Genomic DNA, 13,090 nt, shown 5'->3' on the forward strand with positions numbered 1-13,090 from the left:
CTAAAATCGTGCAAACCAATCCGGTAGACACCAAAAAATCCGCCGCAAAGGCATTGCATCCCCATGGAAGTCAGTCAAAAACCCCTCGCTATCATTCAAATGGGCCACCCGCCCGAAGACATACGGCATTCCCAAGGCGAGCAGCCCGATTGGGTCAAGGCGGCACTGGCCGGCTCCGCCCGTCCGTTAAGCGTCGTCAACCCGTACCGGGACGAGCCTTTACCCGACCCGTCGACGATCGCGGGCGCGGTATTGACGGGATCGTGGTCGATGGTGACCGATCGCGAAGACTGGAGTGAACGCACGGCCGAGTGGTTGCGCGCTGCCTTGCAGGCGGGCCTGCCGCTTCTGGGTATCTGCTATGGGCATCAACTGATGGCGCATGCGTTCGGCGGTGTCGTGGACTTCCATCCGAAAGGCCGTGAAATTGGCCAGCACAACATCGAGCTTTTACCTCAGGCAGAGCACGACGGTTTGCTGAAAGCGTTGCCACCGCGTTTTCACGCCAATCTGACGCACGAGCAGAGCGTGCTGATTCCGCCGAAGAATGCCGTGGTGCTGGCACGGTCCGAGCATGATCCGCACCAGATCCTGCGATATGGGCCGCATGCCTTGTCCGTTCAGTTTCATCCGGAATTCACCGTGCCTTTGATGGCTGCCTGCCTGGCAAGGCGTACAGACGTATTCTCGGCGGAAGGTTTTGACGTGGATGGGATGTTGAGCGCACTTGCACCGACGGAACACGCACGGCAACTGCTCAGGGACTTTGCCGGCCAGCTGGCGTAGTCACTTCAACCCTTGCCCGCCAGTTCCTGAGCCAATTGCAACGCCCGCGCCAGAAACTCCGACCCGTCATCCTTCCGATAACTGACGATGACGGGCGACACAAACCCATCGCCTTCGATCCGCACGTGCGCCACGTCCTGCCGTTGAAGGCGCTGCACGGAAGCAGGCACCACCGTCACCCCTAAACCCGCCGCCACCAGGCCAATCGCCGTCTGGAGTTCATTGGCTTCCTGCACCACTTGCAGCGAATAGCCCGCCGCGCGGAACAACCCAAGCACATGATCAGCAAAATTCGGCCGAGGCCTGGCCGGATACAGCACAAAAGGCTCCTCTGCCAGACGCTCCACGGACACGCTGCTCATCCCGGCCAGCGGATGATGCAGCGGCACCGCCACCATCAGCGGCTCCGTCATCAACACCCGCCGCTCTATGGCCGGGTCATCCAGCAGAATTCTGCCGATACCTAAATCAATGCGCCCCGCCTTCAACGCTTCCAGCTGCGGCAAGGTCGTCATTTCGGTCAAACCCACTTCCACCTGGGGATCGGCGCTGCGCAGTTGGCGGATCAATTCAGGTACGAATCCATACAGCGTGGACGGCACAAAGCCAATGCCGAACCAGCGGCGCTGGGTCTGGCCCAAACGGCGCGTGCCTTCCAGCACCTCTTCCAGCCACGCGGTCAGCAGCCGCGATTGTTCCAGCAGAAAGCGGCCCGCTTCGGTCAGGCGCAGCGCCCGCGTTGTGCGTTCAAACAGCACCACACCCAGCTCTTCCTCGAACTGGCGGATCTGGCGGCTCAGGGGCGGCTGCGCCATGTGTAGACGGGCGGCGGCGCGAGTAAAACTGCCTTCTTCCGCCACTGCCTGGAAGTAGCGCAGATGTCTGAGTTGCATGGCTATTTAGACCCGATAGGTATCAATGAGGACCTATATAGTCTTGGACGGCGAGGGAAAGTGCAAGCCATACTGCAAACATCGCTCAATCCCTGGCTGTAAAAGTATGAATCCAGTGAATATTCTTTCGGTCGAAGCCATTTTGGTGGATCTGCCCACCATCCGCGCCCATCAATTGGCCATGGCCGTCATGCAGCGGCAGACGCTGGTGATCGTGCGCTTGAAGTGCAGCGATGGCATTGAAGGCATAGGCGAGGCCACGACGATTGGCGGCCTGTCTTACGGCGAAGAAAGTCCCGAAGGGATCAAGCTGTCGATCGACACCTATCTGGCGCCCGCGCTGGCTGGCCTGGATGCGACAAATATTCATGCGGCCATGCAGCGTCTGGAAAAGGTGGCGCGCGGCAATCGTTTCGCCAAGTCGGCGCTGGAATCCGCGTTGCTGGATGCGCAGGGCAAGCGGTTGAATGTGTCCGTGTCCACGCTGCTGGGCGGCGCCGTGCGCACCCGCTTGCCGGTGTTGTGGACGCTGGCCAGCGGCGATACAGCCCGCGATATCGAAGAAGCCGAGTCCTTGCTGCAAAGCCGCCGTCACAACACCTTCAAACTGAAAGTGGGCCGCCGCGCCGTATCTGAGGATGTGGCGCACGTGTCGCGCATCAAGCAGGCGCTGGGCGACCGTGCCCGCGTGACCGTAGACGTGAATCAGGCCTGGAACGAAGCCGATGCCGCAGGCGCGATTGCGCGGCTGGAAGCGGCTGGCGTGGACCTGATCGAACAACCAATTCCGCGCGCCAATCTGGCGGGCATGGCGCGCCTTGCCGCAAGATTCGTCGTGCCGATCATGGCGGACGAAGCCTTGAACGGCCCCGAAGACGCGCTGGACATTGCCCGCCAAGGCGCAGCCGATGTACTGGCATTGAAAATCGCCAAATCGGGCGGCATTTACGAAATGCTGCGCACCGCCGCCGTGGGCGACGCGGCCGGCTTGTCGTTGTATGGCGGCACGATGCTGGAAGGCTCGGTCGGGTCGATCGCGTCGGCCCACGGCTTTGCCTGCCTGCCGCGCCTGTCTTGGGGAACCGAGCTGTTCGGCCCGCTGCTGCTAAAGGACGACATCGTCGCCAATCCGCCGCGCTATGCAGACTTTGAAATGGAAATCCCGGATGGCCCCGGCCTGGGGCTGACGTTGGACGAAGACAAGCTGAATTTCTACCGGCGGGACCGCTGACGCGCGCCGCCTCAATCCAAACACGGCCGCGCCCGCCTCAAAGGGCGCACCCACAATAATTCAAGCACTACGGAGACAACCATGCGCATGCGTCATGTATTCAAGCCCCTTGCCCGCGCCTTTCTGGCGGTGTCGCTGTTAGCCAGCGCGTCCTCTGCGCTGGCCGACACCTACCCCGACCGTCCGGTCAAATGGATTGTGCCCTTCCCGCCCGGCGGCGCCATGGACAGCATTGCCCGCACCCTGGGCGAGTCCATGGGCAAGCAGCTGAACACGTCGTTCATCGTGGAAAACCGCGCAGGCGCGGGCGGCAACATCGGCGCGGCCGCCGTGGCGCGATCCAAGCCGGACGGCTACACGATCCTGATCGTGGCCAACGGCATGGCCGTGAATCCGGCCCTGTACGCGGACCTGAATTACGACCCGATCAAGGACTTTGCGCCGATCTCCTTGCTGGCCGTGGTGCCCAACGTGCTGGTCACGAACCCGGCACGCACGGGTGCTACCAGCGTGCAAGATGTCATCACCAAAGCCCGCGCGCAGCCCAATCACTACACCTACGCCTCTGCTGGCGTGGGAACGTCCATTCATCTGGCGGGCGAGCTGTTTGTATCGATGACGGGCGTGGACATGCTGCACGTGCCTTACAAGGGCAGCGGCCCCGCCGTGGCTGATCTGCTGGGCGGCCAGGTCGACTACATGTTCGACAGCATCACGTCGGCCAAGCCGCACATTGCCACCGGCAAGCTGCGCGCGCTGGCCGTCACCACGACCAAGCGCTCCGCCGCGCTACCGGATGTGCCGACAATGCAAGAGGCTGGCGTGCCGGGCTATGAACTGATGCCCTGGTTCGCAGCGTTTGCGCCCGCAGGCACGCCCCCGGAGGCAGTGGCCAAACTGAATGACGCCATGCGCCAGGCGCTGGCTGACCCCAAGGTCCGCGCCACGCTGGAATCGATCGGCGCAGAATCCATAGGCAGTTCTTCGGACGCGTTGCGCGACCATCTGGCCAAGGAAACGGCCCAGTGGAAGACGCTGGTCAAAGAGCGCAACATCAAAATCAACTGATCAATGGCGCCAGCCAGCCAGGCAGGCGTTCGCTTGGCCTGGCTGCATGCTGCCGCTAGAACCTGTTCGGCCGCGTTACTCACTATCGGGCAGTGTTTGCCCGCCGGCCAGCAGCGGCTCTGTCTGAATACATTCCACCAAAAAATCCATCACGGCTTTCACCGGCGGCGAACTGCGCAGATCGGGATACACAGCCATCCAGATTTCCCGCGTTGGCCCCGCTGAATCGGCAGGCAATCTGACCAGCGACGCATCGTGGTCGCCGATCATGGTGGGCAACACCACCGCGCCGACATTCAGCCGCGCCGCCATTTGTTGAGAGGCCAGGTCAGTGGCGGCGAATACCACGGGACGGCTACCCCGCAATTGATGCAGCCACGCTTGTTGCGGCAAGTGATCACGCGATTGGTCATAGGCAATGAACGTCCACTGATCAGGCGGCAAGGCGCGTAGCGATGGCGCGCCATAGAGTCCGAACCGCACCAAACCAATTTTTCTACGCACCAGAGCGTTCTCTTCTGGCCGCACGGTCCGGATAGCAATGTCCGCCTCGCCCTTGTCCAGCGCTGCAAGCGTTGTGGACGGCAGCAGCACGATGTTCAATCCGGGATGCAAAGTTCTAAGACGCGCAATGCCAGGCATGATGCAGTGCGTCGCGATTGAGGGCGGCGCACTCACTTTTACCGTCCCTGCCAAGGCGATGGAGACCTTGCGCGACAGCCGCTCAACATCCATAGCCAGATTGCCCATGCGCTCGGCCAAGGCAGCCAGCGTCCGGCCGTCGTGGGTCAATGGACGGCTTCTGGGCAGGCGATCGACCAGCCTCAAACCCAACGCCTTCTCCAGGGCATCAATTCGCCGGCCCACGGTTGCATGCTCAACGCCCAACTCGCGCGCGGCCGCCGACAGCGACTGCGTTCGGGCCAAAACCGTAAAGAAATATAAATCCTGCCAATCGAACATCGGTCAATTTCCGAACAGATACTGGGAATAATTGGGGAATATTCTTACCGAATTCCTTGTTTTACCATCCGGCTGACTACAGGACCAACGACCCTGCTTCCGGCCGCCAGCAAGAGGAGGCCGGCGCGGATCAAGACGAGGATATGAGATGAAAGCCATCATGATCGACAGCTATGGCGATGCCGGCGTGCTGCAACTGCGCACGGACATGCCGCGTCCACAGGCCACGCCCGGCCATGTGCTGGTCAGGGTTGCCTCAGCGGGTATCAACTTCATGGACGTGCATACCCGCCAGGGCAAATACGCCAAATCCGTGACCTATCCCGTACGCCTGCCTTGCACGCTGGGGATGGAGGGCGCCGGCGTTGTGGAGGAAGTCGGCGCAGGCGTGACGAACTTTTCCCCCGGCGACCGGGTGGCGTGGTGCATTGCCTGGGGCGCCTATGCCGAATACGCCAGCATCCCGGCTGCGCGGCTGGCGCGTATTCCTGACGCAATCCCCTATGACGTGGCCGCTGCATCGATATTTCAAGGTTCCACGGCGCATTATCTGGTCGAAGATATCGCCCGCCTGGGTCCGGGCAGCACCTGTCTTATTCACGCGGCGTCTGGCAGCATCGGGCAGATACTGGTGCAGATGGCTAAACGCATAGGCGCGGAAATATTCGCTACCAGCAGCACGGCGGACAAGCTCGCGGTCGCTCGTGCTCGAGGCGCCCACCACGCAATGGAATACGACGACGGCCGGTTTGCAGACCGCGTGCGCGACGCCACCGGCGGAGCGGGCGTGGATGTGGTGTTCGATTCGGTCGGAAAAGCCACACTGCGCGACAGCTTCAGAGCCTGCCGAACCCGTGGCCTTGTCATCAACTACGGCAATGTGTCCGGTTCAGTGACCGACCTTGATCCCATCGAATTGGGAGAAGCCGGATCATTGTTCCTGACCCGCCCAAGGCTTGCAGACCACATGGCCGACGGCCCCACCGTGCAAAGGCGCGCCGACGCGGTGTTCGCGGCAATACAGGAAGGCGCCCTGACCATTGATATCGAAGGCCGCTACGAATTGGAGCAGGTTCAGCAGGTCCATAACCGGATCGAAAACCGCCTTCAAGTCGGAAAGTCCGTGTTGTGGATCGATCGCACGCTGTAAACCTTGCGGCGGACCTCTGGTCCATCGTGGCGCTTACTCCCAACACGAGCGAGTGGTATCCGACTACCAGTCTCTCGGCAGCGTATGGCGTTTAGGCAGCAGCCCGGCCGGTGCGGGCCCTGCCCATTGCCATTCTTGACAAGCAAGAACGCCCGGATCGAGAATCAAAACGAGCGTGGATCACCAAGACGCTCCAGCATTGAGGCAACGTTACTCCCAGTCAACGATGGGCCCGAAAGCATTCTGGAGTGAAATCATGACTGATCCGAAGACCAGCGTGGAAGACGGCAAACCCCAGGCGCCTGGCAAGCTATCCACCAAAAAATACAACGAAGAACTGGCTCGACTTCATGTCGAGCTGGTCAAGCTTCAAGAGTGGGTCGTCCACACCGGGGCCAAGGTCTGCATTCTTTTTGAAGGCCGCGATGGCGCAGGCAAAGGCGGCACGATCAAAGCCATTACCGAGCGCGTGAGTCCCCGGGTGTTTCGAGTCATTGCCCTGCCCGCTCCCACTGAGCGGGAAAAGACTCAGATGTACATACAGCGCTACCTGCCGCACCTGCCTGCCGCGGGCGAGGTCGTGATATTTGACCGCAGCTGGTACAACCGCGCGGGAGTCGAACGCGTCATGGGATTTTGCACCAAGGCAGAAGTCAGAACCTTCTTGAAAGGCGCTCCGATGCTTGAGCGCGTGATCATCGATTCCGGCGTCATCCTGCTGAAGTACTGGCTGGAAGTCAGCGAAGAAGAACAGACCCGCCGGCTTGAGTCGCGCATCAACGACGGCAGGAAAGTCTGGAAGCTGTCGAAGATGGACCTGGACTCATATAGCCGCTGGTACGACTATTCCCGGGCCCGCGACGACATGTTTGCCGCCACGGATACCGAAGTCGCCCCCTGGTTTGTGGCGCAGTCCAATGAAAAGAAGCGCGTCCGTCTGAACATCATCAGCCACCTGCTAGCAGCGATTCCGTACAAGCGCGTCCCCCGGGCCAAAGTCAAACTGCCAAAACGGCAGAAGGCCGGGGGTTATCGCGATTCCGGACACGCCTTCAGATTCATCCCCGCAAAATTCTGATTCTTGAAGCAGATTCGCGGGTTGAGTCTGCGCCCTACTCCACTGTTGCGCCCGATTTCTTGACCACTTCCGCCCAGCGCGGAATTTCAGTGGCCATCAGGTCGCGCAACTGATCAGGCGTGCTGCCCACCAGTTCCATGCCCATGGTTTTACCCAACTTTTCCTGCACATCGGGTTCCTTCAGGATCAGCGCAATCTCTTTCGCCAGCCGGTCCAGGATCGGCTTGGGCGTGCCCTTGGGCGCGTACACCGCCTGCCAGGACGCCATCTGAAAGCCCGGCACACCGGCTTCCTGCATGGTGGGAACTTCGGGCGCGAGCGAGATGCGGTCCTTGGTCGTGACGGCCAGCAGCTTCAACTTGCCGGTTTGCAGGAGCGGCAGCGCAGCCGTCATCTGGTCGAACATGAAGGTCACTGCGCCCGAAGACACATCCACCATCGCGGGCGGCGTGCCCTTGTACGGCACGTGCGTCAACGGCACACCGATCATGCTGGAAAAGAGTTCACCGGCAAGGTGGGTGGACGTGCCCGCACCCGACGAGGCGAAGGTGCGTTTGTTAGGGTCGCGTTTAAGCAGCGCGATCAGATCGGCCACCGAATTCACGCCCAGGTTGGGATCTACCAGCAGCACATTGGGCAGGTAGGCGATCAGCGACACCGGTTCAAAGTCTTTGACGGGGTCGTACTTGAGGTTTTTGTACAGGCTGGCATTGATGGCATGCGTGCTGATCGTGCCGCCAAACAAGGTGTAGCCGTCTGGCGGCGCTTTGGCCACATAGGTAGCGCCTATGCCGCCGGCCGCGCCAGGTTTGTTTTCGACGATGACGTTCTGGTGCAGCCGGTCGCCCAGCTTCTGGGCCAGCACACGGCCGACCACGTCTGTCGAGCCGCCGACGGTAAACGGCACCACATAGGAAATGGGTTTTTGCGCGGGCCAGTCAGCGGCGCTGGCGGGTGCGGCCAGCGTGCCGAGGACGGCCGCAGCCAGCAGCGCGCCTAACGCGCCGCGTCGTTGGGTATTCATGGTTTGTCTCCTGCCTTGATTTATAGGTATGGGCGCCGGCCGGGCGGCCGGCAGCAAGGCTCAACGGCCCTGTTCTTTGCGCCAGAGGGCGAATTTGTCTTTGGTGCCCGGATCGGTCGGCGGGTACAGGCCCAGGATGGACGCGCCCTGCTGCACCTGGCTGGTCACAAAATCTTCGAAAGCGGTCATTTCCACTGCCTCGATGGAGATCTCGTCGGCCAGATGGGCCGGGATCACCACCACGCCTTCACGGTCGCCCACGACGATGTCGCCAGGCCATACGGCGACATCGCCGCAGCCGATCGGCGCGTTGATATCCAGCGCCTGATGCAAGGTCAAATTGGTCGGCGCCGAAGGACGATGGTGATAAGCGGCAAAACCCAGCTCAGCAATCTCAGGCGAATCGCGGAAACCGCCGTCAGTAACCACACCTGCCACGCCGCGCTTCATCAGGCGCGTGATCAGAATGGACCCGGCAGACGCGGCGCGCGCGTCCTTGCGGCTGTCCATGACCAGCACGGCGCCTTCCGGGCACGTTTCCACGGCGACGCGTTGCGGATGCGAACGGTCTTCAAACACTTTGATGGTGTTGAGGTCTTCTCGGGCGGGAATGTAGCGCAGCGTGAAGGCGGGGCCGACCATATTGGGCAGGTTGGCGTTCAGCGGACGCACGTCCTGGATGAACTGGTTGCGCAGGCCGCGCTTGAACAGCGCGGTGCACAGCGTGGCGGTACTGATGCCAGCCAGGCGGGCGCGGGTTTCAGGATTCAATTGAGACACGATGACTCCGGGGTCATAAGACAAAGAATGTGAAACGGGACGCGGGCCCTGCCCGCCTCCGCGTTTAGAAGATTTCGGGTTCGGGCACGGGCGCGCCAAACCCGGTTTCCAGGAAATCAAAATCGCAACCGTCGTTGGCTTGCAGGATGTGCTTGGAATACATCCAGCCGTAGCCGCGCTCGTAGCGCTTGGGCGGCGGAGTCCAGGCGGCGCGGCGCGCAGCGAGTTCTTCGTCGCTAATGTTCAGGTGTATGGAACGTGCGGGTACGTCCACCGTGATCAGATCGCCTGTTTTCACAAACGCGAGCGGGCCGCCAATGTAGGACTCAGGAGCTGCGTGCAGGATGCAGGCGCCGTAGCTGGTGCCGCTCATGCGGGCATCCGACAGGCGCAGCATGTCTCGCACGCCTTGCTTGACCAGCTTGGTCGGGATCGGCAGCATGCCCCATTCCGGCATGCCCGGGCCGCCTTGAGGGCCAGCGTTGCGCAGAATCATGATGTGTTCGGGCGTGACGTCCAGGTCTTCGTCGTCCACCGCGGCCTTCATGCTGGGGTAGTCGTCGAACACAAGCGCCGGGCCGGTGTGTTGAAGAAATTGCGGCGCGCAGGCGCTGGGCTTGATCACGCAGCCGTCGGGCGCAATATTGCCGCGCAGCACAGCAAGCGCCCCTTCGTCGTAAATGGCGGTGTCCAGCTTGCGGATTACATCGTCGTTATAGACCTCGGCGCCAGCGATGTTCTCGCCCAGCGTCTTGCCCGTGACGGTCATGGCCGTCAGGTCCAGGTGGTCGTGCAGGCGCGACATCAGCGCCGGCAGTCCGCCCGCGTAGAAGAAGTCTTCCATCAGATAGGTGTCGCCGCTGGGCCGGATGTTCGCGATGACGGGCACCTTGCGGCTGGCGGCGTCAAAGTCATCCAGGCCGACGGCACAGCCGGCACGGCGCGACATGGCGACCAGATGCACGATGGCGTTGGTGGAGCAGCCCATGGCCATCGCCACGTTGATGGCGTTCTTGAAAGACGCCAGGCTCAGGATGCGTTGCGGGTTCAGGTCTTCCCAAACCATTTCCACCACGCGGCGGCCGCACTCGGCCGACATGCGCATGTGGTTGACGTCAGCGGCCGGAATGGAGGATGCGCCCGGCAAGGTCATGCCTATGGCTTCGGCGATGGCGGTCATGGTGCTGGCCGTGCCCATCGTCATGCAGGTGCCGTAGCTGCGGGCGATGCCGCCTTCGACCTCGGTCCATTGCTCTTGCGTGATCTTGCCCGCGCGCCGTTCGTCCCAGAGCTTCCAGGCGTCAGAACCCGAACCCAGGATCTTGCCTTTCCAGTTGCCCCGCAGCATCGGGCCCGCAGGCACATAGACGCAAGGCAGTCCGGCGCTGATCGCGCCCATGATCAGGCCCGGCGTGGTCTTGTCGCAGCCGCCCATCAGCACGGCGCCATCGACCGGATGGCTGCGCAGCAATTCTTCCGTTTCCATTGCCAGGAAGTTGCGATACAGCATGGTGGTCGGCTTGACGAACGATTCCGACACGGAAATCGCGGGCAGTTCCACTGGGAAGCCGCCCGCCTGGAACACGCCACGCTTGACGTCTTCGACGCGCTGCTTGAAATGGCTGTGACAGGGGTTCAGGTCTGACCAGGTGTTGATGATGGCGATAATGGGCCGGCCAACCCAATCATCGGGACCGTAGCCCATTTGCATCATGCGGGAGCGGTGACCAAACGAACGCAGGTCGTCCTTGGCCATCCAGGCGGCGCTGCGCAGGCTTTCGTAAGAGCGTTTCATAGGGAATGTAGGGGGAAGCGTGGTGACGGTAAAGCCATTTAAACACTAATACATTAGTGCGTCAGTTAGGGATAAACCCGCTACACTGCGATCTTTCCCAGCCGCACTTCCGTTACACCGCCTGATGCAAAACCCAAAGCTCAGACTGGATCGCTCGCGCCACGCGGCGCCCCAGGTCTTTGAACATCTCCGCCAACAGATCGTATCGCTTGCCCTGGCGCCCGGTACGGCGCTGTCGCGCGTCATGCTGGCCGAAAGCTATGGCCTGAGCCAGACGCCTATCCGCGACGCCTTGATGAAACTGTCGGAAGAAGCCCTGGTAGAGATCTATCCGCAGCACACGACCGTAGTCAGCCGCATCGACATTCCGGCGGCGCGGCAAGCGCACTTTCTGCGCCAGTCGCTGGAGCTTGAAATCGTGCATACGCTGGCACAGCGGCCCGACCCCATTCTGCACAAGCGGCTGCAAGCCAGCATCGATCTGCAACGCGTCAGCCACGCCAGCGGCGAATACCAGCAGTTCATTGACGCCGACCAGGCGTTTCACCGCGACATGCATATCGCTGCCGGGGTTCTAAGCCTTTGGGAATTGGAGCAGCGCTACAGCGGGCACCTGGATCGTCTGCGCCGCCTGCACCTGCCGGAAGCCGGCAAGGCCGAACGTATCATGGATGATCATCAGCGCTTGCTGGATGCCATCGTGGCGCAGACGCCCGAACGTGCGCAGCAGGTGCTGCGCGAGCATCTTTCCGGCACGCTCAGCCAGGTGGCCGAGATCTGCAAACGCTATCCCGAGTACGTGCTGGCCGAATAAGGTCCACCCTGGCTCAATCCAGCGGATAACGCCGGATCACCGTTTTGCCGTCACGTTCGCCGAGCGACAACAACGCGTCACCGGACTGATCCAGGCCCAGCAGCCCCGTCTCCACATCCTGCGGAATCTGGAATGGCTGCCAGGTCTTGCCTTGATCGCGCGTGTAGAAATAGGTCTTGGTGTATTCGTTGAACGACAGCAGGTGGTCCGCGTAGGTTTTGATCACCCAAGCTTTGCGCCCAAACCAGGCATCCCCGATCCAACTGGGATTGCCGCGCACTGCGGGCGCATCCGAACGGCGATGCCAGGTTCGTTCTGCCTTATCCAGTTCATAAACCGCGCTGCCCGAGGTCTCGAATACAGGTTGATCCCGAGTGACTTGGACATCGGCGGACTGCGGCGGCGCGGGCGGTTGCGCCGGCGTAATGCGGAAGGCCGGCGATGCCCCGTCCTGAAATTCCACTTCAAAGCGCCGCGTTTCCAGCACCTCGTTTTTTTGCGATGCCGTCAGGCTGATGCGCGTGCGCCAGCTCCACCCCACGGCGCGCTTTTCGTCCAGCGGATACAGCGACCAGTCATAAGCGAGTTGATCCTCGCCGGATGCTCCGCCCGCCTTGGCAGTTTTTTCATAGAAGGCGCGGTCATAGGATTGCGCGTCCGGCCAGACCTGATCATCCAGCAAGGTGGCCGACCAACTTCGCGCGCCATCGCTACTGACCAGCAAACGATGCCCTGCCTCATGCCGCTCAAGCGCAATGGCGCGATCTTGCGTCAGGAAAACGGTGTGCTGCTGCGGGAAGCCTAGCGTCACATCCGCGTCATATGTCCAGGTCTTGCCCAGGTCATCCGACCGCAGGGTGTCCCAAGCCGTCGGCTGTTCACCGTCGCCCGAACTGCGGATTGTGGAAGTCACCAAGTAGAGAGTGCGGCCTTCGGGTGTGCCAATCAGGCCGACGCCCTTGTCGCCGCTGATCGAACCCAGCAGATCGAATGCGCCCGTGCCCTGCCCGCCATAGATCAGGTTGCGCGTGTCGGTGGTGGAGCGCCCGTCCTGCAACATTAGTAGCGCAAGATCCGTATTGCCGCTGGCAAGCGCAGTGGCGGCGCCCGCCTCGGCCAATCTGGACCGCTGCTTTTGCAGGCGTTCTTCCAGAACAGGCACCTGCCTGTCCAGCACCGGCGCTTTTTCCAGTTCGGCGATGTCCTTGCTGCTGACCAGACGCTGCCCGATCAACAATTGGCGTTCACCGTAGCGCTGCAAGGTCACACGCGAATACAGTGCCAAAGGCGGGCCGTTCAATTCGCCGATCACCTCGCTGCGCTTGAGCGGCTTGCCCATCGGTACCATCTGATAGATGCCATAACCAATCACCCCAGCGACTGCAATCGCGACACCGCCGGCAAGCAATCTGATGTTCATGGCTGCATAGCATCCTGGATGCGGGAAAACCAGCCATTTTGGCCGGCGACGGTGAAGGAACGGACAAGACTATAGCGCGAGGCGCTGG

Annotated in this window: 13 protein-coding genes; 7 read left to right on the forward strand and 6 right to left on the reverse strand. The window is 61.5% G+C overall.

Translation table 11 applies throughout. The features are described 5' to 3' along the window. Positions 1-63: 63 nt before the first annotated feature. Positions 64-786 (forward strand): glutamine amidotransferase, encoded by a 723-nt coding sequence (locus RAS12_RS08515; protein ID WP_306947214.1) that lies wholly within the window; start codon positions 64-66, stop codon positions 784-786. Positions 787-791: 5 nt separating this feature from the next. Here RAS12_RS08515 and RAS12_RS08520 read toward each other — a convergent pair whose 3' ends face one another. Beyond that, positions 792-1,679 (reverse strand): LysR family transcriptional regulator, encoded by an 888-nt coding sequence (locus RAS12_RS08520; RefSeq protein WP_306947216.1) that lies wholly within the window; start codon positions 1,677-1,679, stop codon positions 792-794. Between the two features lie 106 nt (positions 1,680-1,785). On the opposite strand from RAS12_RS08520, the gene RAS12_RS08525 reads away from it, so the two are divergent. Next, on the forward strand, positions 1,786-2,910 hold the full coding sequence (locus RAS12_RS08525; protein WP_306947218.1) for a muconate/chloromuconate family cycloisomerase: 1,125 nt from the start codon (positions 1,786-1,788) through the stop codon (positions 2,908-2,910). A gap of 81 nt (positions 2,911-2,991) precedes the next feature. Then, the gene (locus RAS12_RS08530) at positions 2,992-3,978 is read left to right on the forward strand and encodes a tripartite tricarboxylate transporter substrate binding protein (protein ID WP_306947220.1); all 987 of its coding nucleotides are present in this window, start codon (positions 2,992-2,994) and stop codon (positions 3,976-3,978) included. Between the two features lie 75 nt (positions 3,979-4,053). Here RAS12_RS08530 and RAS12_RS08535 read toward each other — a convergent pair whose 3' ends face one another. Further along, positions 4,054-4,941 carry a LysR family transcriptional regulator gene (locus tag RAS12_RS08535; RefSeq protein WP_306947222.1) on the reverse strand — a complete coding sequence of 296 codons (888 nt, stop codon included), beginning with the start codon at positions 4,939-4,941 and terminating at the stop codon, positions 4,054-4,056. Between the two features lie 148 nt (positions 4,942-5,089). On the opposite strand from RAS12_RS08535, the gene RAS12_RS08540 reads away from it, so the two are divergent. After that, positions 5,090-6,091, forward strand: a complete 1,002-nt coding sequence (locus RAS12_RS08540) for a quinone oxidoreductase family protein (protein WP_306947223.1) — start codon at positions 5,090-5,092, stop codon at positions 6,089-6,091. Positions 6,092-6,347: 256 nt separating this feature from the next. Next, positions 6,348-7,169 carry a polyphosphate kinase 2 gene (gene ppk2 / locus RAS12_RS08545; RefSeq protein WP_306947225.1) on the forward strand — a complete coding sequence of 274 codons (822 nt, stop codon included), beginning with the start codon at positions 6,348-6,350 and terminating at the stop codon, positions 7,167-7,169. 34 nt (positions 7,170-7,203) lie between these two features. On the opposite strand, the gene RAS12_RS08550 is transcribed toward ppk2, so the two are convergent. From RAS12_RS08550 to araD, 3 genes are all read right to left on the reverse strand, one after another. After that, the gene (locus tag RAS12_RS08550) at positions 7,204-8,193 is read right to left on the reverse strand and encodes a Bug family tripartite tricarboxylate transporter substrate binding protein (protein ID WP_306947227.1); all 990 of its coding nucleotides are present in this window, start codon (positions 8,191-8,193) and stop codon (positions 7,204-7,206) included. A gap of 60 nt (positions 8,194-8,253) precedes the next feature. Beyond that, positions 8,254-8,964, reverse strand: coding sequence for a ribonuclease activity regulator RraA (locus tag RAS12_RS08555; protein ID WP_306951364.1), 711 nt, complete (start codon positions 8,962-8,964; stop codon positions 8,254-8,256). Between the two features lie 73 nt (positions 8,965-9,037). Next, the gene (gene araD, locus RAS12_RS08560; RefSeq protein ID WP_306947229.1) at positions 9,038-10,768 is read right to left on the reverse strand and encodes an L-arabinonate dehydratase; all 1,731 of its coding nucleotides are present in this window, start codon (positions 10,766-10,768) and stop codon (positions 9,038-9,040) included. A gap of 124 nt (positions 10,769-10,892) precedes the next feature. Between araD and RAS12_RS08565 the strand changes: the two genes are divergently transcribed. After that, positions 10,893-11,582, forward strand: coding sequence for a GntR family transcriptional regulator (locus RAS12_RS08565; RefSeq protein ID WP_306947231.1), 690 nt, complete (start codon positions 10,893-10,895; stop codon positions 11,580-11,582). 13 nt (positions 11,583-11,595) lie between these two features. Here the strand turns inward: RAS12_RS08565 and RAS12_RS08570 are convergent, their stop codons facing one another. Then, positions 11,596-12,744: a hypothetical protein gene (locus RAS12_RS08570; RefSeq protein ID WP_371321259.1), complete on the reverse strand. Its 1,149-nt coding sequence runs from the start codon at positions 12,742-12,744 to the stop codon at positions 11,596-11,598. Between RAS12_RS08570 and RAS12_RS31025 the strand changes: the two genes are divergently transcribed. Further along, complete coding sequence (locus RAS12_RS31025; RefSeq protein ID WP_371321260.1) at positions 12,718-13,077, forward strand: hypothetical protein; 360 nt, start codon at positions 12,718-12,720, stop codon at positions 13,075-13,077. The two genes, RAS12_RS08570 and RAS12_RS31025, sit on opposite strands and share 27 nt — an antisense overlap. Positions 13,078-13,090: the final 13 nt, after the last annotated feature.

It is taken from the genome of Achromobacter seleniivolatilans (assembly GCF_030864005.1).
Classification (GTDB): domain Bacteria; phylum Pseudomonadota; class Gammaproteobacteria; order Burkholderiales; family Burkholderiaceae_B; genus Achromobacter; species Achromobacter seleniivolatilans.

Coding starts and splice junctions, on each gene's coding strand:
- ppk2 (WP_306947225.1), top strand. CDS start 6,348: ATGACTGATCCGAAGACCAGCGTGGAAGACGGCAAACCCCAGGCGCCT.
- RAS12_RS08525 (WP_306947218.1), top strand. CDS start 1,786: ATGAATCCAGTGAATATTCTTTCGGTCGAAGCCATTTTGGTGGATCTG.
- RAS12_RS08520 (WP_306947216.1), bottom strand. CDS start 1,679: ATGCAACTCAGACATCTGCGCTACTTCCAGGCAGTGGCGGAAGAAGGC.
- RAS12_RS08540 (WP_306947223.1), top strand. CDS start 5,090: ATGAAAGCCATCATGATCGACAGCTATGGCGATGCCGGCGTGCTGCAA.
- RAS12_RS08515 (WP_306947214.1), top strand. CDS start 64: ATGGAAGTCAGTCAAAAACCCCTCGCTATCATTCAAATGGGCCACCCG.
- RAS12_RS08530 (WP_306947220.1), top strand. CDS start 2,992: ATGCGCATGCGTCATGTATTCAAGCCCCTTGCCCGCGCCTTTCTGGCG.
- RAS12_RS08565 (WP_306947231.1), top strand. CDS start 10,893: ATGCAAAACCCAAAGCTCAGACTGGATCGCTCGCGCCACGCGGCGCCC.
- RAS12_RS08535 (WP_306947222.1), bottom strand. CDS start 4,941: ATGTTCGATTGGCAGGATTTATATTTCTTTACGGTTTTGGCCCGAACG.
- araD (WP_306947229.1), bottom strand. CDS start 10,768: ATGAAACGCTCTTACGAAAGCCTGCGCAGCGCCGCCTGGATGGCCAAG.
- RAS12_RS08550 (WP_306947227.1), bottom strand. CDS start 8,193: ATGAATACCCAACGACGCGGCGCGTTAGGCGCGCTGCTGGCTGCGGCC.